The organism is Lactivibrio alcoholicus (assembly GCF_055390895.1).
This window is the reverse complement of sequence record NZ_AP042471.1, coordinates 3375218-3394373: the sequence shown is the minus strand read 5'-3', so window position 1 is coordinate 3394373 and position 19156 is coordinate 3375218. Positions and strand designations below refer to the sequence as shown.

Genomic DNA, 19156 nt, shown 5'->3' with positions numbered 1-19156 from the left:
CGCGTCATTCGAGGCTTTCGATATTCTCGCGAATGCGTCGGCGTTTCGCCTCGGACTCCGAAAGTCTGGTCCGCTCCTGGTCGACGACTTCACGGGGCGCCCTACTGACGAACTTTTCGTTATTCAACTTCGATGTCGACGTCGCGATGTCTTTCTCCACGGACTCGAGTTCCGTGCGAAGCCGGGAAATCTCGTTCGGAATGTCGAGAAGATCGCCGACGTAGAGAAACGCCTGTCCTCCCGCGAAGGAAGATGCAAGGCATCCCGTCGGTTTCGCACTCGAAAGGGAAACCTCTTCGGCCTTGACGAGCAGTTCGACGAGATCCCTGTTGGCCGTGACGAGAGAGGCTATCTCCTGCTGAGACGTTTGCAGAAAGACTCTGTGGACCTTCTGCTGCGGAGCGATTCGGGCTTCCGCACGCAAATTCCGGAGGACGCGGACGATTTCCTGGAAAACAGTCATAGACTCTTTGACGTCGTTTTGTTCCGGCGTGTCGACCGGGTCGATCGACCACACGTTTTCTTCAATGAGCGACGTCGTAAAGCCGAAATTGCGCCAGAGTTCCTCCGTCACGAAGGGAATGAACGGATGCAGCGAAAGGAGGACGTGACGGAAAACGTATTCGACGACCGCCATTGATGCCTGTCGGCGAGCTCCTCCTTCCTCGCCCCTGAGCGCCGGTTTTGCGAGTTCGAGATACCAGTCGCAGACTTCTCCCCAGACAAAGTCATACAAACTCCTCGCGGATTCGCCGATGAAATATCCGCCAAGCAGTTTCTCCGTTTCGATGGCGACTTCCGAGGTTCTCTTCAGAATCCAGCAGTCGTGCATACGAAGCGAGGCGATGTGCTCTTTCCAGGAGCGTTCCGTATCGTCGAGGTTCGCGAGCGCGAAACGGCTTGCGTTCCAGAGCTTGTTCATGAAGAGCCGGTATGTCTCGATCTTTGCGGGCGAGAGGAGGATATCCCGTCCCTGCACCGTGAGCGAGGCAAGTGTGAGACGGAGAGCGTCAGCGCCGTAGCGGTCGATCATGTCGAGAGGATCGATGACGTTCCCCTTCGACTTGCTCATCTTCTGTCCGACCTCGTCTCTGATGAGAGCGTGTATGTAGACGTCGCGGAAGGGTTCCCTCCCCATGAATTCGAGGCCCATCATGATCATGCGGGCGACCCAGAAGAAGATGATGTCGAATCCGGTAACCATGAGCGATGTCGGATAAAACGCGGAAAGCTCTTTCGTCGTGTCGGGCCATCCGAGCGTCGAGAACGGCCACAGTGCGCTGCTGAACCAGGTATCGAGAACGTCTTCGTCCTGATGGATATTTGTGCCGCCGCACTTCTCGCAACAGGTGGGATCCATTTCCGAAACCGTGATATGGCCGCACTCCCCGCATGTCCATGCCGGAATCCTGTGTCCCCACCACAATTGGCGGGAGATGCACCAGTCACGGATATTCTCCATCCATTGATAGTACGTTTTTTCCCATTGCTCCGGAACGAACCGGATCTCTCCCCGTCTGACGGCATCGATGCCGGCTTCGGCGAGCGGTTTCGTCCGGACGAACCATTGCTCCGAAAGGTACGGTTCGACTACTGTCCGGCATCGGTAACAGTGCCCGACGGAATGCTCGATCTCCTCCTCGCGAACCAGCGAGCCGCTCTGCCCGAGAAGCTGAGCCGCCTTCTTCCTGGCTTCCGCGACGGGCATGTTTTCCAGCTCCGGGGCATTCGCGTTCATGATTCCCTCTCCGTCGATGACCTGGATCTGCGGGAGACCGTGCCGCTGTCCGACGAGGAAATCGTTCGAATCATGCGCGGGGGTTATTTTGACGCATCCGGTTCCGAATTCCGGATCGACCATATTGTCTTCTATGATCGGTATGACGCGACCTCCAAGCGGGACGCGAACTTGTTTTCCGACAAGATGCCGGTTCTTCTCGTCACGTGGATGCACCGCAATGGCGACATCACCGTAGATCGTCTCGGGACGCGTCGTCGCAATGACGACACTTCCTTCTTCTCCGACGAACGGATATCGTACGTGGTAGAATCTTCCATTCTCGTTCTCGTGCTCGACTTCAATGTCAGAAAGTGCCGTGTGGCAGCGCGAACACCAGTTGATGATGTACTTGCCCTTGTAGATAAGTCCCTTTTTGTACAGGCGGACGAAAACGGTTCTGACGGCGCGGGACAGTCCGTCGTCGAGCGTGAAGCGCTCTCTGTCCCAGTCGCAGGAATTCCCGAGCTTCTTCTGCTGCGAGGAGATCGTCTCTCCATACTGCTGCTTCCATTTCCAGACCCTCTCGACGAAAGCCTCCCGCCCCATTTCGTGGCGCGATGTCCCCTCCTTCGCGAGTTGCCGCTCGACGACATTCTGCGTGGCGATCCCGGCATGGTCCGTTCCGGGAAGCCAGAGAACGTTGTATCCCCGCATCCTCTTGAAACGGCACATGATATCCTGGAACGTGTTGTTGAACGCATGCCCCATGTGGAGAGAACCGGTTACATTCGGAGGCGGTATGACGATGGAAAAGGAAGGTTTCGCCGAATCGGCATCAGCGTGAAACAATCCGCTTGAAAGCCATTTCTGATACCAGGCGTCTTCGATCGGTTTTGGATCATATGTCTTTTCCATATCTCGATTTCTTGCCGGCATGAACAATGTCCTCCTCCAAACGCGAAAAATCAGGCGCTTCGCCCGTAATTTTCTATCAGAATCCTGAGTTCCCCGACTCCGATATCATCTTCCGAAGATGTCACGACGCAATTCTGTTCGGCGAGAGAAAAGAGTCTGAGGTATTTCGCGAGAGTTCCTTTCCGCGCGCTTCGCGATATCTTGTCGGCCTTCGTAAAAACCACCATTTCGGAGATCTGCATCCCAGAGAGCCATTCCGTAAGTTCGATGTCCCGATCGAGAAACCCGTGGCGGAAATCGACGAGGTGCAGAACCAGAGGCACCCTGATACGCGACACGAAATAGGTGCGCACGAGATGCGCCCATTTCGATCGTTCCGATTTCCCCGCGACCGCGTATCCGTATCCGGGGAGATCGACGAGAGAAAAAGGTACCGTCGCGTCGATCGTGAAAAAATTGATACTGCGTGTCTTGCCGGGTGTCGCGCCGACATACGCGACTTTCCTTCCGACGAGTCGGTTGATCAGACTCGACTTGCCGACGTTCGACCGACCGGCGAACACGATCTCCGGAACGGAATGAGGCGGGATTTTCTCGGGTGCGAAAACCGTCTCGATGGAACGAAGTGTCCATTGTGCGTTCTCCATATTACTCCTCGAGAGCCAGATGGAAAACGTCGACCACGGTCGTGACGTAGCGAACATCCATGCTTTTTTTCCCCCAGTCCGGAATCTCCTCGAAATCCGGCCTGTTCGACTCCGGAAGAATGACCGTCGAAATGCCCTGTCTTCGTGCCGCCAGGATCTTCTCGCGTATACCGCCGACAGGGAGCACTCTTCCCTGAAGCGAAATCTCTCCGGTCATGGCGATATGAGGGAGGACGTTGCGTCCCGACATGGCGGAGAGGATCGCTACTGCCATCGTCACGCCCGCGGAAGGCCCGTCCTTTGGGATCGCTCCTTCAGGAACGTGAATGTGAATGTCTACCGATTTCCAGTCTATCTCTGCAAGACCGAGAAGGTCGGCTTTCGACCGGAGAAAGCCGATTGCGGCCTGTGCGGACTCCTGCATGATGGAACCGAGGTTTCCCGTGAGCGTGACGTCGCCCTTCCCCTTCATTTTTACGGCCTCGATGACGAGAACGTCACCGCCGGCCTCCGTCCATGCGAGTCCGACGACCGTCCCCTGCTGCCGGTCCTTCGGGATGGAAACATCGTATCGTCTCGGGGCTCCGAGATATTCACCCAGATCCGCGACTCCGACCTGAACGGGAGTCTCCGTCATTACGCCTATATCATCGTCCTGGACGATCCGTCGGACGATCTTCCTGCAGACGGTCGAGAGCTTTCTGTCGAGCTCCCGGACCCCGGCCTCCCTGGTATAGTCCCTGATGATTCCCTGAACGGCCCTTGGGGAGATGCGGACGGATTTCGCGTCCAGACCATGCTCTCTCTGGATTCGAGGAATGAGGTGCTTTCGGGCGATTTTCATCTTTTCCTCTTCCTCGTAGCCGGGGATCCTGATGACTTCCATACGGTCGAGCAACGGTTTCGGAATCGTGTGCGCAACGTTCGCCGTCGTTATGAACATGACGCCGCTGAGATCGAACGGAACCTCCAGAAAGTGGTCCGTGAACTGGTTGTTCTGCGCGGGATCGAGCACCTCAAGAAGAGCCGCTGCGGGATCTCCCCTGAAGTCGATGCCGAGCTTGTCGATTTCATCCATGAGGAGGACGGGGTTCTGTGTCCCAGCCTGGCGGATCTTCTGGATAACTCTCCCCGGCATGGCGCCGACATATGTCCTCCTGTGCCCGCGGATTTCGGCTTCGTCTCTCATGCCGCCGAGAGACATGTTCACGAAACGACGTCCGAGGGCGCGCGCGATGGAACGTCCGAGCGATGTCTTTCCGACCCCCGGAGGTCCGACGAAGCACAGAACCTGTCCGCGTGCGGAATCGCCGGCGAGTCGTCGTACGGAGAGAAACTCGAGGATACGGTCCTTGACCTTCTCGAGACCGTAATGGTCTTCATCGAGAATCTTCTGTGCTCGCGGAATATCGAGATCGTCTTCGGAATGCTTCGCCCACGGAAGAGAGATGAGCCAGTCGATGTACGTCCGGGCAACCGTCGCTTCGGCGGACATGAGAGGCATTTTCGACATTCGTTCGAGTTCGTGATGGGCCTTGGATGAAACCTCCTCGGGCATACCGGCGGCGCCGATCTTTTCCCGGAGTTCGTCTATTTCGGAGCTGCCCTCCCCCTGTCCGAGTTCGTCCTGTATGATCTTGAGCTGTTCCCGAAGGTAGTACTCCTTGTGTCCGCGTTCGAGTTCCTGCCTGACCTTGTCCTGGATGTCGTGCTCAAGTTGCAGGATGTCGATCTCTTCGAGGAGGATCTTGAGCAGCATGCCGAGAATTTTCTCGGTGTCGGCGGTCTCGAGAAGGCGCTGCTTTCGGGAAACCTTGATCGAGAGATGCGATGCCACGAGGTCCGCGAGTTGCTTCGGGTCGTCGACGTTCAGCACGGAAATGAGAACCTCGTTCGGGATTCTCGGATGCAACGTGACGTATTTCTCGAATTGTTCGAGGACGCTCCGCTTCAACGGTTCGAGCGAAGCCGAAATCCCTTCGGGCGAGGAGAGCGGGACGATATCGGCCTCAAGCGTCTCCTTTCCGCGGTGATACGCCTCCACTCTGCCTCGACTGACTCCCTCGATCAGAACTTTCGTCGTTCCGTCGGGGATACGCACCATCTGCAGAAGGGAACAGATGGTCCCGACGGCGTACAGATCATCTTCTCCCGGGTCGTCGACCTGCATGTCCTTTTGCGCGACGACGAAGATCGTTCTATCCTGAAGCATCGCCATCTCGATGGCTTTCAGCGACCTCGGGCGTCCGACGAAGAGAGGTGCGATAACCCCCGGAAAAACGACGACATCGCGAACGGGAAGAACGAAGCAACGCTGGTTTTCCTTGTTCCGATTCTCACCGTCCATAAGATCAGGCGACCTCCTCGTCGTTCTTCCCGTATATCAACGGGTGTTGCAGTCCGTTGACGACATCCGCGTTGATCACAATCCGCGATACTTCGTCGCTTCTGGACGGCATTTCATACATGAGATCAAGCATTGTCTTTTCGAGAATGGTCCGAAGTCCGCGGGCGCCCGTTCTCTTTTTGAACGCGAGCGATGCCACGGCTCCGATCGCGTCGTCGGTGAGCTCCATTCTGATTCCCTCGAGGGAAAAGATCTTCTGGTACTGACGGACGAGAGAGTTTTTCGGTTCGACGAGGATCCGCATGAGCGCCGATTCGTCGAGATCCTCGAGTGTGACAAGCACAGGCAGTCGTCCGACAAGTTCCGGGATGAAACCGTACTTCATGAGATCCTCAGGCTGGGTGAGACGAAGGACTTCGTGTCTTTGCCGGTCCGTCTTTTTCAGGAGATCGCCTCCGAAACCGATCGCCTTTCGATCCACCCGCCGCGAAACGACGTCTTCAAGGCCGTCGAACGCGCCGCCGCAGATAAACAGGATGTTCTTCGTATCGATCTGGACAAATTCCTGATGTGGATGTTTTCTCCCTCCCTTGGGAGGGACGTTGGACAGCGTTCCCTCGAGTATTTTCAGAAGCGCCTGCTGGACACCTTCACCGGATACGTCGCGCGTAATCGAGGGGGACTCGGATTTTCGGGAAATCTTGTCGATCTCATCAATGTAGACAATTCCCTGCTCAGCCGCCCTGACGTCGTAATCGGCAGCCTGGAGCAGACGAACGAGGATATTTTCGACGTCTTCACCAACGTATCCGGCTTCCGTGAGCGTCGTCGCGTCGGCGATCGCAAAGGGAACGTTCAATCTGCGGGCAAGACTCTGCGCGATCAGCGTCTTTCCGGAGCCCGTCGGACCGATGAGCAGGACGTTACTCTTCTGGAGTTCGACGTCAGACTCTCTTGCAGTGGAAATTCTTCTGTAATGGTTATAAACGGCCACGGAGACCGTTTTTTTCGCTTCTTCCTGTCCTATGACGTACTGGTCCAGGAAGGCCCGGATCTCCCTCGGCTTCGGAGCGTCTTTCGGAAGCTTGAACGCTTCCGGTCTGTGCTCCGGGGCATCGGGCGACTCCTCATTCAGGATAAGGGTACACAGGTGGACGCATTCATCGCAGATATATACCCCCGGGCCCGCGATGATTTTGCGGACCTCGTCCTGTCCCTTGCCGCAGAACGAGCATCGGAGCGTCGTTCCCTTCTGCTTTCCTTTTCCTTTATCATCGAATGTGATCACTGGTTTACCTCCGATCGAACGCATGATTCGCTTATGCCGATACAAAAAAAGGGAGCTCCGCTTCGGGGCTCCCTTCCTCCCAGGAGTGTCTCAAGAGAGGAATCAATCTCTGTTCCGGATCACCCTGTCGATGATTCCGTACTCGACCGCTTCCTCTGCCGACATGAAAAAGTCCCGATCCGTATCGGCCTTTATTTTCTTCTTTTGCTGGCCTGTATGCGTGACAAGTATATCATTGAGCCGATCTCTCAGGTTCAGAATTTCCTTCGTGTGGATCTCCATATCGACCGCCTGCCCCCTCATTCCGCCGAGAGGCTGGTGAATCATGACGCGGGAGTTCGGCAGCGCGACGCGCTTCCCCTTGGCTCCCCCCGCAAGCAAAACGGCCGCCATACTGGCAGCCTGTCCGATGCAGATCGTCGAAACGGGACATTTGACGTACTGCATCGTGTCATAGATAGCCATTCCCGCCGTCACGACGCCTCCGGGACTGTTGATGTACAGGTTGACATCCTTGTCCGGGTCCTCGCTTTCCAGAAAGAGAAGCTGGGCTACGACGGAATTCGAGACCTGTTCGTCAATCTCGTCCCCGAGAAAAACGATCCTGTCTTTCAGCAGTCTACTGTAGATATCGTAGGATCGTTCTCCCCTTCCTGTCTGTTCAATCACAAACGGGATATACATGGAAAGCGCCTTTCGTCAGTCGGATGTCGTCCCGGAAGGATCCCGGTCGGTTGCCTCTTCGGCGGAGGGAACGCTCTCCGAAACCGTGACGTTTTTCATGACAGCTTCAACGGTTTTCCGGTAACGGATTTTCGAAAGCAGATCGGAAAGCCTTTCCCTGTCCTTGAAAAGGGTTCTTTTGATCTGTTCCGCCGGAACGCGGTACATAACGGCAAGATTCGAAATCTCGCCTTCCATTTCCTCTTTTTCGACCTTTATGCCGAATCGTTTCGCCATTTCGTCGAGAACAAGCGTTCGTCTGACGATCTTTTCGGCCTGAGACCTGATATTGGAGTCGTATTCGTCTTTTGAAAGAGAGGACTCCTCAAGGAATTCCGACACGCTCCTGTTGTACTTCTTTTTCAGGGTTTCCTCGTCCTGTTCCTTCATCGAAAGCACCTGTTTTTCGACGAGAGAGGGCGGAACGTCAAAGATCGATCTTTCGGAGAGCGTCTCTACCGCTTCAGCTTCGACTTTCGCCTGTGCGTCCGCTTCGATTTTTCGGGCAAGCCGTTCTCGAATCGCGTTCCTGAAGGAATCCTCGTCCTGAATATCCTCGCCGAGAGCCGCCTTGAAAAAGTCGGCCGACATCTCCGGGAGCTGCTTTTCCTTGATCGCCCTGACGGTCATCTCGTAGCGGACTTTCTTCCCGGCGAGATCCTTGTCGGAATAATCGTCCTCGATGTGGACATCCGCGATGGCGGTCACCCCCGGGCGGACGCCGACGAGTGCCTCGCGTATTTCGCGACGGAGATTCTCCGCCTCGAGATCGACCGATGCGGGGGCCGATTCATGTCGTTTTTCCTCGACATCTTCTTTGGAGAAAACCGTCGTCACGTAATCGATTTCGACGACGTCGCGTTCCGTACCGTTACGTCCGTCGACCGCGACAAGATTCGTATTCTGCCGCCGGATGTCATCTATGGTCTGTCGGAGCATGTCATCCGTGACCGGAGGGATCGTCTTCACGACGGAGATCTCGGAGAGTTCCGGAGTCTGGATTTCCGGGGTGACTTCGAAATTCAAGGCTACCTGAAGGGGTTTTCCTTCTTCCATCGTCTCGACTGACACCTTCGGAGAGTCGATGATATCGAGTTCGTAATCGGAGACGACCTGATCGATCGTGTTCGGAAGCATCGAATCAAGCGCTTCGGAATAAATCGCCTGTCGACCGAAGCGCATCTCGATGATCCTTCTCGGGATCATCCCTTTTCGGAAACCCGGTACCGTCACGCTCTGTGCGATCTTCCGGACGGCTTTCTCAATGTTTTGCGCAAACTCGCCCGCTTCGTATTCTACACGAATCGAGATTTTATTTTTTTCCTGGGAAATTATTTCGGATCGCACTTATGCCAGCCCCTTTCAAAGGTCGATGAAGCATCGCGTAGTATATCACGTTCATACAATCGTAAAATCTAAAAAGCGCAGCGACATTCGGGAGAATGCCGCTGCGCTTCAAAAAAACCGCCCAAGTGGCGGATTGACTACATCTTTTCTACGTTAGACGCCTGATCTCCCTTGGATCCCTGAACGACGTCAAAGGAAACCCTCTGCCCTTCGTCCAGCGTCTTAAACCCTTCACCCTTGATGGCGCTGAAATGAACAAAAACATCCTTGCCATCGTCGCAGGTGATGAACCCATACCCCTTTGTTGCGTTGAACCACTTGACAGTTCCCTGAGAAGCCAAAAATTTTTCCTCCTAATGTGACGATTGCATGTCAGGCCCGACTGCGTAGAGAAGGATATCACGACTGATTTGGAAAGTCAAGCGTTTTCTAAAGCCTGGAGGTGTTTTCTCATGCATTCTAGAGAAAGATACCGTCGGTATTCTCCCGACTTTCTCGGATTGATCTCGCCGGATGCGACATCGATCGCCCTCTGCAGGGTTTCGGCGGTCATCGGGTGATGCCTGATATACGCCTCGGTTCGTTTGAGACGAAAAGGAACCGGAGACATACTGCCCGCAGCGATACGGATGTCGTACCCTCCATCAGGCAAATGTGACGAGAGAAACGCAAGCGACATTCTGGAGAGAGTGAGCGTTGCCCTCGAGCCGCGCTTGTGGAATTCCTGGACTGCACCCTCTGGGGGAAGCGGAAAGGAAATTGCCGTGATCAGTTCGTCCTTCCCAAGTTTCGTCGATCGGTATGATTCGTAAAAATCTTCAAGTTCGAAGATTTTTTCTTGCGACTCGTTTCTTGCATGCACCTTCGCACCCAGGACAAGAAGCGGAACGGGGAGGTCGGCGGCAGCGGATGCATTCGCGAGGTTTCCGCCTATGGTCGCCCTGTTCCGTACGGCAGGCGCTCCTATGGAACGCGCCGCATCGCAGAGAATCTTCACGGTGCGGTTCAGTGCAGGATCTTCCGCGATTCGAGTCACCGGAACGCAAGCGGAAATCAGGACATCGTTTTTTTCAAAATGAATCTTCTTGAGCGACGCGATGGCGGACAGGTCGAGAACTTGAGGACAGGCTACCTTCTCGTTTTTCATGTCGGGAAAGATATCGGTTCCTCCTGCGAACACGAGGGGGCGTTCGTCACGCGACGCGAGAACGGAAAGCGCCTCTTCGAGGGTGTCCGGCAGGAAACACCAGGAACGTTCGCTCCGATCAAGGGAATACGAGGGATCGACCGGGACGAGATGTCTCCGGCAATGTGCCCCGTATCCCTCCCGCGAAGCTTTTTCGACCGCGCGGAATATCTGTTCATACCCCGTACAGCGGCAGAGATTCCCGGAAAGCGCGTCGCGTATCGCATCCCTCGACGGGTGTTCCCCCTTCAGCAAAAGCGCACGTGCGGCGAGAATCATTCCCGGCGTGCAGAAACCGCACTGAACGGCGCCTTCCTCGACGAATGCGCGTTGCAGGGCATCCGGTCCGTCCACTCCTATTCCTTCGATCGAAAGAACACTCTTTCCCCTGAGATGCATCGCCGGCACCATGCACGAATTGACAAGAACGTCTTCGAGAAGGACCGCGCACGCGCCGCACTCCCCTTCTCCGCACCCTTCCTTCGTTCCGGTCAGTCCGAGATCGTCGCGCAGGATATCGAGAAGCCGACGCAGCGGATGCGTATCGATCGTTCGAACGACTCCGTTGATCCGGCACGTAAATCTCATCGGCCACTCCCCGCCCTTTCCCTCAGCAATCCGAAGAGTTTTTCGCCGGTCAACGGGATCTCTACAGGGCGAACCTCCGTTGCGCATTCGACGGCGGACATCAGCGCGGGGGCGCCCGCATCCATGGGGAGCTCGCCGAGTCCCTTCGCCCCGCAGGGGCCGTCGGGACAGGGATTTTTCATGAATTCGACCGCAAAACGGGGGGCATCCTTCGATGTGGGGATAAGGTACGCGTTCAGATGTCCCGTGGCATATTTTCCATGATCGCACGGAAGTTCCTCGAGATACGCCCACCCGAGGGACTGCAGCGTTCCTCCCTCGACTTGTCCTTCGGCGAGAATCGGATGGACCGGCTCTCCGATATCGACGACGCACGTCGTTTCGAGAGGCGTTATTTCGCACGTGCTTTCGTCGACCTCGATCTCGCATACCGTTGTGATCCATGCGTATGCCTTGTACGCCTCTCCCCGGAATTCCGCGTCGTCCCAGGACGCGGCGTGTTCCGGACGGAACGATGACGTCCCGTACAGGTCATCGTGGTTTCTCAGATACTCCGACGCGAGTTCTCCGATCGGAATAGAGAGGGTTCCAGATGTATCGCGGAAGGTGCCGTCTGAAAAGCGTATCGGCGCCTTCCGGCTTCCGGGCCGCGACACGGCGAAATCCGCCAGTTTTTTCACGAGATCCAGACAGGCGTCGACGACCATTCTTCCCACGTACATCGTCGTTCTCGAAGCCACTGTCGGACCGCTGTTCGGGACGCGAGACGTGTCGGGAAGAGGATGACGGATCATCGAGACGGGAATTCCGAGAGCTTCCGAGGCCAGCATCGGAAGAATCGTCGAGGCGCCTTGCCCCATTTCCACGCTGCTGACGAGAATATCCACCGTCGCGTCCTCGTTCCATCGGACTCGTGCCGTGCCGGCGATCTTCTGTTCTCCAGTTCCCGTGAACCCGCTTCCGTGAAGTCCGAGCGCGAGACCGATTCCTTTCCGCTTCGTTGCTTCACGGGAACGTGCGTATTCCGCTCGTTTCTTCCGGTATTCCGTTATTTCGGCAGCCCTTTCGAGAATGTCCCGGACGGGCAGTCCCTGTTTCAGCCTCTGTCCGAAGGGGAAGGAGTCCCCTTCGTTCATCACGTTTCGGAGGCGGAGATCGAGCGGATCGATTCCGAGGGACTGCGCTATCGCGTCCATCTGTCGTTCGATCGCGAACATGCTCTGTGGAACCCCGAAGCCGCGAAACGCTCCGTTCGGAGGCGTATTCGTCGCAATCGCTCGGGCGCGGATGCGAACGTTCGGAATCCTGTAGCCTCCCGTCGCGTGGAGGGCGGCCCGCTGAAGAACGACGATGCTCATCGTGGTGTACGCTCCGCCGTCAAGGAGAATATCGATATCCGCTGCCGCCAGGGATCCATCCGGATGTACGCCGGTTCTGTGACGGATGATGGACGGATGACGCTTCGTGGAACAGAGGATGTCCTCTTTTCTGTCGTGGACGATACGGACCGGATGCCCCGATTTGAGCGCGAGGAGTGACGCGTGGAGCGCGAGTACCGAGGGGTAGTCTTCCTTTCCTCCGAATCCTCCTCCGGTCACGGCCTGTCTGACGATTACCCTGTCCGCCGGGAGAAGCAGTCCGCGGCAGAGAGCGTTGTGTACGTAGTACGGGCACTGCATGGAGCCTGTGACGTCGATGCCTCCGTCAGGGTCTGGAGTCGCGACGATCCCCTGCGTCTCGAGGTAGATGTGTTCCTGATATCCCGTTTTGTATGTTCCCTCGACGATTCTTTCCGAAGAGGCGAATCCGGCCTCGATATCGCCGCTTCCGATTCGGTATTCCATGATGATATTGTCGGGAGGGAAGATGATTTCGTTTCCGGAAGCGGCGTCCTCCACGGAGAAGAGCGCCGGGAGCTCTTCGATTTCGGCCGAAAGATGCCGGATGGCCTCCGCCAGCGTCGATGCGTCAGGCGCGGCAACGATGGCAAGTGGTTGAGTCGCAAAGCGGATTTCATCGTCCGCAAGGATAGGAAGATCGTCCCGGACCATCGAAACGAAATTCGGCCCCGGAAGATCTTTTGCCGTCAGACAGACGACCGATGACCAGTCGAACGATTCGCGTCTGTGAATCGCAAGGAGCTTTCCGCGCGGGACAGGAGAACGAAACGTTCCTCCGATCCACGCATCGGGGGTCGGAATATCTCCGACGTACCGCGCCCGTCCCGTTACCTTGGACCATGCGTCATGTCGCGTAACGTCGGAGCCGACCGTACGGAATCCTTTAGTCTCGCTCATCGGCGTCGCCGGACCTCCCCTGCGCAATGCTGGATGATGCGTGTCTGCTTCATTTCAGATTTCGCAGAAACGCTCCGCGAACTTCCTCCACGGATTCACATCCGTGTTCGTTCAGCCACGCTTCCGCTTCCGCGGCGATCTTTCCATAGATCCCAGGACCGCCGAGAATGGCCGCAGTACAGACCTGCACCAGCGAAGCTCCGGCCATGAAGAAGCGGATTGCGTCTTTCCCGGACGAAACCCCGCCTACGCCGATAACCGGTTTGTTCTGCGCCTGTGCTATTTCGGCGACGATGCGCAGCGCAATAGGATGAATCGCCGGGCCGGAAAGCCATCCGAATGAATTCTTCGATCCGAGAGGGGGACGCGCCGTTTCGATGTCGAAGTCGAGTGCAGGGCCGACGGAGTTGATTGCGACGAAAGCGTCGACGTACGCCGACGCTTTGGAGGCGAGTTCCCCGATATCAGGAGTCGAAGGGGAAATCTTCATCCAGATCGGGACGCTGACACTTTCGCGCAGGGCTCTCGCCACGTCGAGGAGTGGTTCGATGGATTTTCCGATGTAATGCGTCGAGAATTCTATCGCGTCGGGGAACACTTCTTTCTCGAGCATCTTTCCGAGCTTCGAGACGTCTTCCGGCGAATATCCGATCGACACGATCAACGGAACGCCGGTTTTCCTGACTTCCCGGTACGCGTCGAGGAAAGAATCCGCAGTCTGTTCGGACCACGTTTCGCAGTTCAGAAGACCGGAGGCGCACTTGCGGATCGTCGGACGGGGATCTTGCGCCGGGACGACCGAGACTGTTTTCGTGACGATTCCGCCCGCTCCTCCGCGAACCGCGGCGAGCATTCTCTCGGCGGTCGCCACGTTGGGGCCTGCGGCGGACAGGACAGGATTCCTGAAAAACACGTTGGTGATACGGGTCTGAAGAGACGCCAACATACATGCCCCTTTCCCTATCGGTGCAGGAAATGCGAATATCTCTCGTGAAGAGCGGCTGCGACCCGGGTTCCTTCGCGCCGCGCCGCGTTTTCGTCAAAATGAGGAAAACGGCCGTCTTTCCATAGAACGCGGCCGTCGACAACCGTCATGAACGCCCGTCCCTGCTTCGCCCCGAAGACGAGGTGAGCGACGATGTTTTCCGGACGCACGGGAGTCAGAGGAACATAGTCCGGAACCGCGATGTCGGCGGCTGCTCCGGCTTCAAAACCGGAACATGCGGGAAAAAAACGGGAAAGCGCTTCCCGCCGGTGCTTGAAAAACATGTCTCCGGTCCGTTCCGCCGGTTCCCCACCGCCCTTGCCGAGAAGAATGTAGGATCGCAGACTCTGGACCATGTCGCCCGCCATGCCGTCTGTTCCGAGGAGATATCTGGAAACAGCATCCCTGTCCATTTTTCCGATTCCGTTGTTGGCGTTCGATTCGGGATTGGTCACGACGAGCGGATTCACGGAATGAAGGATTTCGAGATCCCGTGCAGAAAGATGAACGGCATGCGCAAGGATCGAAGACGGTTCGAGAAGTCCGTGTGCGGAAAGCCTTTCGACGGCGCCCGAGTAGCCGAGCGATCGGCAGACATCCACGTCGTCCGGAGCTTCGGCGCAGTGGACGTGCACCGGAACTCCATCGGGCCTGTTTCGCGCGACCTCCCGCAGCGTCCCTTCGGAGAGCGTCAGGGACGCGTGGAGTCCGAAGAGACCTCGGATCATCCCATCCTCCATGTAATTTCTGCAGAAGGTCGAATTTTCCTCGATATGGCGGTATGCTTCGGCGGTTCCGAAGCGGTCGGACGTCTCGAAGCAGAGAGAACCTCGGATTCCGGTTTCGGAAAACGCGCGGGCGACGGTCTCGAGGCTTCCGGCGACGTATCCCATCGACGCATGATGGTCGAATACCGTCGTGGTCCCGTTTTTGATCGACTCCGCGAGCCCGAGAAGGGCCGAAAAAAAGACGCTTTCTTCGACGAGAACCCGATCGAGCTTCCACCAGAAGTTCTCGAGAATCTGGGAGAACGTGTCGGTCCTCCCGCACGGTTTCAGTCCGACCGCGAAATACGAATAGAGATGATGGTGAAAATTGACAAACCCAGGAAGAATCAAACGGCCTTCCACGTCGATGAACCGTTCCGTCGTTCGCTTCGCCTCGATCGAAGGGAGGATCCGAAGGATTTTTCCCTTATCGATAACGATGGCGCCGTCGGGAAGAAACACCCGTTCCCCGTCAGAAACGACCCCGCCTCCGATCGCGAATGCCGATATCGTGTCACGTGTCATCGTGCCACCACGTCAGGAAACGCCACGTCGCCCGATCTCCCGGAGGACCTTCTCGGGCGTCATCGGAAGATCGAACATGCGAATTCCGATCGCATCGAATATCGCATTGGCGATAGCGGGGGCCGGTCCGTTGATGCCGATTTCTGCAATCGATTTCGCGCCAAAGGGCCCCGTTGGCTCGAAGGAATCGAGAACGATCGTCTTCATCGGCGGAACGTCGGCTGCGGTGTAGATTTTGTAGTCCCAGAAGGACGGATTCGTGACGCGTCCGCTGGAGTCGAACAGCAGCTCCTCGCAGAGTGCGAAACTGATGCCGTTGACCGTCGCGCCTTCGATCTGTCCCTCGACCATTCGCGGATTCAGGGCGACGCCGCAATCGGCGACCGACACGAACGAGAGGACGCGAACCGTTCCCGTACGGATATCAACTTCGACCTCGGCAAACTGGGCGATGAACGGAGCGGGCGATTCGTCGGCCACAAAGGATGCCGTCGCCTGAATCTGCGCCTGATTCGTCGTATACGTCGCCCGGCACGCGATATCTTCGAAGGAGACGGAACGGTCTGTCCGGATATCGACAACGCTCATGGCGCGAAGGGAAAGGGACGTCGCGTCGCACTCCAGCATGGGTGCCGCGATCGAAAGGATTTGTTCACGGATCTTCTCCGAGCAGAGCTGCACCGCTTTTCCCGAGATGTACGTCGTCGAGGATGCGTACGCGCCGGTATCGAACGGAGTGAGGTCGGTATCGGACGAAAGGACGATGACCTTCTCCATGGGGAGCGTAAGCGTTTCGGCGGCAATCTGGGCCAGAATCGTATCGGAGCCCGTACCTATGTCGGTTGCGCCGACCATGAGATTGACCGACCCGTCGTCGTTCATCTTCATCCACGCCGAGCCCATATCCACGAGAGGGATTCCGGATCCCTGCATCGCAACGGCAAAACCGACTCCCCTCACGAAATCCCCGTTGCGGAGACGTTTGCCACGCTTTTCTTTCCAGCCGATTTCGCGCGCTCCGGTATCGATGCATTCAGATAGGCGGCACGATTTGATAATCTGGCTGACTCCCTCGGTACCTTCGCCGATAGCCTTGAACACTTCGGACGTTTCTCCTTCGCGAATGTGCTGCGCCTTTACGAAATCGGTCACATCGACGCCGAGTCGGCGCGCGAGAATATCGATCTGCTGATTCAGCGCGAAATACCCCTGGGTGGCTCCGTATCCGCGATAGGCTCCTCCTGTCGGGAGATTTGTGTAGACGGTCCGCCCCGTAAAGGAGACGTTGGGGATTTTGTTCAGAAGCGGAAGGACTTTCGAACCGCCGTTCGAGAGAACCGTCAATCCGTGCGCTCCGTAGGCTCCCGCGTTCATGAGGTCGTCCATCTCGAGCGCGGTTATGGTTCCGTCGTTCTTCAGGCCGGTCTTGATCCGGACCCGGAACGGATGTCGCGTTCGCGAATTCATGAACACCTCTTTCCTCGAAAACTCGGCAATGACGTTTCTCCTCGTCCGAAGCGCGAAGAGCGCGACGACGGGTTCGAGTATGACCTCCTGTTTCGATCCGAATCCTCCTCCGACGCGGGGTTTGACGACGCGGATGCGTCCGACCGGAATTCCTGTCAGTTTGCTGACGATCCGTCGCGCATGGAATGGGACCTGGGTCGTCGATATGATGACGAGGCGCCCCGATTCGTCGAAAGAAGCGCTTGCAGCGTGAGGCTCCATGGCGCAGTGTTGCACGTATTGCGTGTGGTACGTGCATTCGTCGACGAAATCGGCCTCGGAGAATCCATTTTCGCAGTCGCCGAAGGAAAAAAGGACTTCTCCGACGAGATTCTCGTCCGGGCGGTACGGGACGGGAAGAGGCGCATAGGATCCGTCGTCGGCATGGAGTTTTGGAGATTCGGGCTCCCCGGCCTGTTCCGGATCGAAAAGGGGGCTCCGCTGTGAATATTCGATTTTAAGTTTTTTGACGGCATTTTCGGCGATTTCCCTGCTTTCTGCAGCGACTGCGGCGACCCTGTCGCCCACGCACAGAACGCGTTTCGGGAAGAGCCTTGTGTCATAGGGAGACGGTTCCGGATACCCCTGTCCCGCCGTCGTATGCAGCCGGTCGGGTGCGTTCCTGTACGAAAGAATGTCGATGACGCCGGGCATTGCGGTGGCGTCTTCCGTGTCGATTGACACGATGTCTGCGTGCGGATACGGAGAATATGCGAATGCGACGAAAAGAGGGTGCCTGAGTTCGAAATCCATCGTGAATCGGCACACGCCACAGGCGAGGGAGAGAGAATCGATCTTCGGGACGGAAGAACCGATCACATGCGCGGATCGTGAATCATTCATGGCGCTCGAGCCTCCCCGCAGCCAGTTTGACGGCTTCCACTATCTTCACGTATCCCGTACACCGGCACTGATTTCCGTCCAGGGCGGTCCGAATCTCGTCGTCGGATGGGTTGGGATTTCCCTCCAGCAACGCGAACGTTGCGAGAATCATTCCCGGAGTACAGAAGCCGCATTGAATCGCGCCGCAATCCACGAATGCCTGCTGGATCGGATGCGGCTTGTCTGGCGTTCCCAGCCCCGAAACGGTCAGTATGCTTTTCCCCGTTGCCGTGGCGGCATACACAAGGCAGGAGTTCACGAGTTTCCCCTCGAGAAGGACTGCGCACGCGCCGCAGCTGCCTTCCCTGCATCCACAGTGGACATCGGTATGTCCGTATCGCCGGAGGACGTCGAGAAGCGTTTCCCCGGGATCGAACGAGAACGTGTGTGTCGCGCCGTTAACGAGAAATCTTCCCTCCATAAGATTATCCCCTCTTCCCCGAAGCAAGCGAAATCAATTCCGAAAGACATCGTTCGAGGCGAACGGACGCGATGTCGCAAAGGAATCCGGAACTCCCGGCGGGCTTGTCCGCGAACGACAGCGGAAGCGACGTGCAAATCTTCCGGACATCGACTTCTTCCGGGGAATGTCCGTCGATGCCACGTTCAACGGTTTCAAGGCGAACGAAAAGGGATTTCACGCCCGTGACGACGATGCGAACTCCGGAAAATACGCCGTTGTCGAGGGCGGCAAGCGCCGTTACCGTGAAAGAAGGGTAATCGGATGCAACCCGTTTTTCCGGATGGAAAGAGGAAAACTCCTGTCGAAGGGGAATGCGCATCGAATGAATGAGAGAACCTTTGAGAAGAAGAGGCTTGTTTTCCCGGAACTCGGAGAGCGGGAACCCCCCGCGACTTCCGCCTTCAAGGAAAATCATGGCGTCGGACGCAACCGCCGGTCCCAGAATGCTCGACCATGGCGGCAGCAACGCGAGGCTTCCGCCGACGGTGATGCGATTCCGCAATGGCGTCGAGGCCGATTGGGAGAGAGCTTTCGTGAGCACGTTATCGGGGAAGGAATTCCGAAGGGCGCGAATGACATCGGAATAGGTCGCCATTGCGCCGATATCGATCCATTCCTTCTCGATCCTGACGAAGTCGAGCCCGAGTTGCGAGATGTCCAGCAACCCACCTCTTGTCGTGCGACCGCTTCGAAGGATATGGGTTCCGCCGCCGTGGACACGCAGCGATTCGTCCTGCAGAAGGGTAAGAGCTTCATCCAGGCTTCGGGGGTGGAACCATATCAGGTCAGTCATTTGCCGATCCTCCCGATGGAAAGAAAATTCAGGAACCCAAGGAATCGCACTTCCTCGGCACCCAGGTTCCGAAGAACTCGAATCGTGGATCGATGAACACGCTCACATCTCCACGATTCCGATGGCGATCTGTGACCCCGAACAGATCGTGATCCATTTGAGTGATCGTTTCGGGTC

Annotated in this window: 14 protein-coding genes; all 14 read right to left on the bottom strand. The window is 56.8% G+C overall.

The window, feature by feature from the left end:
• Positions 1–4: 4 nt before the first annotated feature.
• The 14 genes from ACZ5IU_RS15715 to ACZ5IU_RS15650 all read right to left on the bottom strand — a co-directional run bounded on the left by ACZ5IU_RS15715 (position 5) and on the right by ACZ5IU_RS15650 (position 18979).
• Positions 5–2656 (bottom strand): valine--tRNA ligase, encoded by a 2652-nt coding sequence (locus ACZ5IU_RS15715; protein ID WP_464418986.1) that lies wholly within the window; start codon positions 2654–2656, stop codon positions 5–7.
• A 29-nt stretch (positions 2657–2685) separates the two neighbouring features.
• Positions 2686–3282 carry a ribosome biogenesis GTP-binding protein YihA/YsxC gene (gene yihA, locus ACZ5IU_RS15710; protein WP_464418984.1) on the bottom strand — a complete coding sequence of 199 codons (597 nt, stop codon included), beginning with the start codon at positions 3280–3282 and terminating at the stop codon, positions 2686–2688.
• 1 nt (position 3283) lies between these two features.
• Positions 3284–5629, bottom strand: coding sequence for an endopeptidase La (gene lon / locus ACZ5IU_RS15705; protein ID WP_464418982.1), 2346 nt, complete (start codon positions 5627–5629; stop codon positions 3284–3286).
• Positions 5630–5633: 4 nt separating this feature from the next.
• Entirely contained in the window at positions 5634–6917 is a 1284-nt protein-coding gene (clpX, locus tag ACZ5IU_RS15700; RefSeq protein ID WP_464418980.1) for an ATP-dependent Clp protease ATP-binding subunit ClpX, read from the bottom strand.
• A gap of 102 nt (positions 6918–7019) precedes the next feature.
• Positions 7020–7601, bottom strand: a complete 582-nt coding sequence (gene clpP / locus ACZ5IU_RS15695) for an ATP-dependent Clp endopeptidase proteolytic subunit ClpP (protein WP_464418978.1) — start codon at positions 7599–7601, stop codon at positions 7020–7022.
• Positions 7602–7616: 15 nt separating this feature from the next.
• On the bottom strand, positions 7617–8987 hold the full coding sequence (tig, locus tag ACZ5IU_RS15690; protein WP_464418976.1) for a trigger factor: 1371 nt from the start codon (positions 8985–8987) through the stop codon (positions 7617–7619).
• A gap of 137 nt (positions 8988–9124) precedes the next feature.
• Positions 9125–9328, bottom strand: a complete 204-nt coding sequence (locus ACZ5IU_RS15685) for a cold-shock protein (RefSeq protein WP_464418974.1) — start codon at positions 9326–9328, stop codon at positions 9125–9127.
• 77 nt (positions 9329–9405) lie between these two features.
• Positions 9406–10761, bottom strand: coding sequence for an FAD binding domain-containing protein (locus tag ACZ5IU_RS15680; RefSeq protein ID WP_464418972.1), 1356 nt, complete (start codon positions 10759–10761; stop codon positions 9406–9408).
• Entirely contained in the window at positions 10758–13058 is a 2301-nt protein-coding gene (locus ACZ5IU_RS15675) for a xanthine dehydrogenase family protein molybdopterin-binding subunit (protein ID WP_464418970.1), read from the bottom strand. The genes ACZ5IU_RS15680 and ACZ5IU_RS15675 overlap by 4 nt, the downstream gene beginning before the upstream one ends.
• A 49-nt stretch (positions 13059–13107) precedes the next feature.
• Positions 13108–14004 (bottom strand): dihydroorotate dehydrogenase, encoded by an 897-nt coding sequence (locus ACZ5IU_RS15670; RefSeq protein WP_464418968.1) that lies wholly within the window; start codon positions 14002–14004, stop codon positions 13108–13110.
• 14 nt (positions 14005–14018) lie between these two features.
• Positions 14019–15335, bottom strand: a complete 1317-nt coding sequence (locus tag ACZ5IU_RS15665) for an amidohydrolase family protein (protein WP_464418966.1) — start codon at positions 15333–15335, stop codon at positions 14019–14021.
• A gap of 12 nt (positions 15336–15347) precedes the next feature.
• Positions 15348–17684: a xanthine dehydrogenase family protein molybdopterin-binding subunit gene (locus ACZ5IU_RS15660; protein WP_464418964.1), complete on the bottom strand. Its 2337-nt coding sequence runs from the start codon at positions 17682–17684 to the stop codon at positions 15348–15350.
• On the bottom strand, positions 17677–18144 hold the full coding sequence (locus ACZ5IU_RS15655; RefSeq protein ID WP_464418962.1) for a (2Fe-2S)-binding protein: 468 nt from the start codon (positions 18142–18144) through the stop codon (positions 17677–17679). The genes ACZ5IU_RS15660 and ACZ5IU_RS15655 overlap by 8 nt, the downstream gene beginning before the upstream one ends.
• 4 nt (positions 18145–18148) lie before the next feature.
• The gene (locus tag ACZ5IU_RS15650) at positions 18149–18979 is read right to left on the bottom strand and encodes an FAD binding domain-containing protein (RefSeq protein ID WP_464418960.1); all 831 of its coding nucleotides are present in this window, start codon (positions 18977–18979) and stop codon (positions 18149–18151) included.
• Between the last annotated feature and the right edge of the window lie 177 nt (positions 18980–19156).

Excerpts from the sequence above, each read along its gene's own strand:
- ACZ5IU_RS15715 (WP_464418986.1), bottom strand. The coding sequence starts at position 2,656 with ATGCCGGCAAGAAATCGAGATATGGAAAAGACATATGATCCAAAACCG.
- yihA (WP_464418984.1), bottom strand. The coding sequence starts at position 3,282 with ATGGAGAACGCACAATGGACACTTCGTTCCATCGAGACGGTTTTCGCA.
- lon (WP_464418982.1), bottom strand. The coding sequence starts at position 5,629 with ATGGACGGTGAGAATCGGAACAAGGAAAACCAGCGTTGCTTCGTTCTT.
- clpP (WP_464418978.1), bottom strand. The coding sequence starts at position 7,601 with ATGTATATCCCGTTTGTGATTGAACAGACAGGAAGGGGAGAACGATCC.
- ACZ5IU_RS15680 (WP_464418972.1), bottom strand. The coding sequence starts at position 10,761 with ATGAGATTTACGTGCCGGATCAACGGAGTCGTTCGAACGATCGATACG.
- ACZ5IU_RS15675 (WP_464418970.1), bottom strand. The coding sequence starts at position 13,058 with ATGAGCGAGACTAAAGGATTCCGTACGGTCGGCTCCGACGTTACGCGA.
- ACZ5IU_RS15670 (WP_464418968.1), bottom strand. The coding sequence starts at position 14,004 with ATGTTGGCGTCTCTTCAGACCCGTATCACCAACGTGTTTTTCAGGAAT.
- ACZ5IU_RS15665 (WP_464418966.1), bottom strand. The coding sequence starts at position 15,335 with ATGACACGTGACACGATATCGGCATTCGCGATCGGAGGCGGGGTCGTT.
- ACZ5IU_RS15660 (WP_464418964.1), bottom strand. The coding sequence starts at position 17,684 with ATGAATGATTCACGATCCGCGCATGTGATCGGTTCTTCCGTCCCGAAG.
- ACZ5IU_RS15655 (WP_464418962.1), bottom strand. The coding sequence starts at position 18,144 with ATGGAGGGAAGATTTCTCGTTAACGGCGCGACACACACGTTCTCGTTC.
- ACZ5IU_RS15650 (WP_464418960.1), bottom strand. The coding sequence starts at position 18,979 with ATGACTGACCTGATATGGTTCCACCCCCGAAGCCTGGATGAAGCTCTT.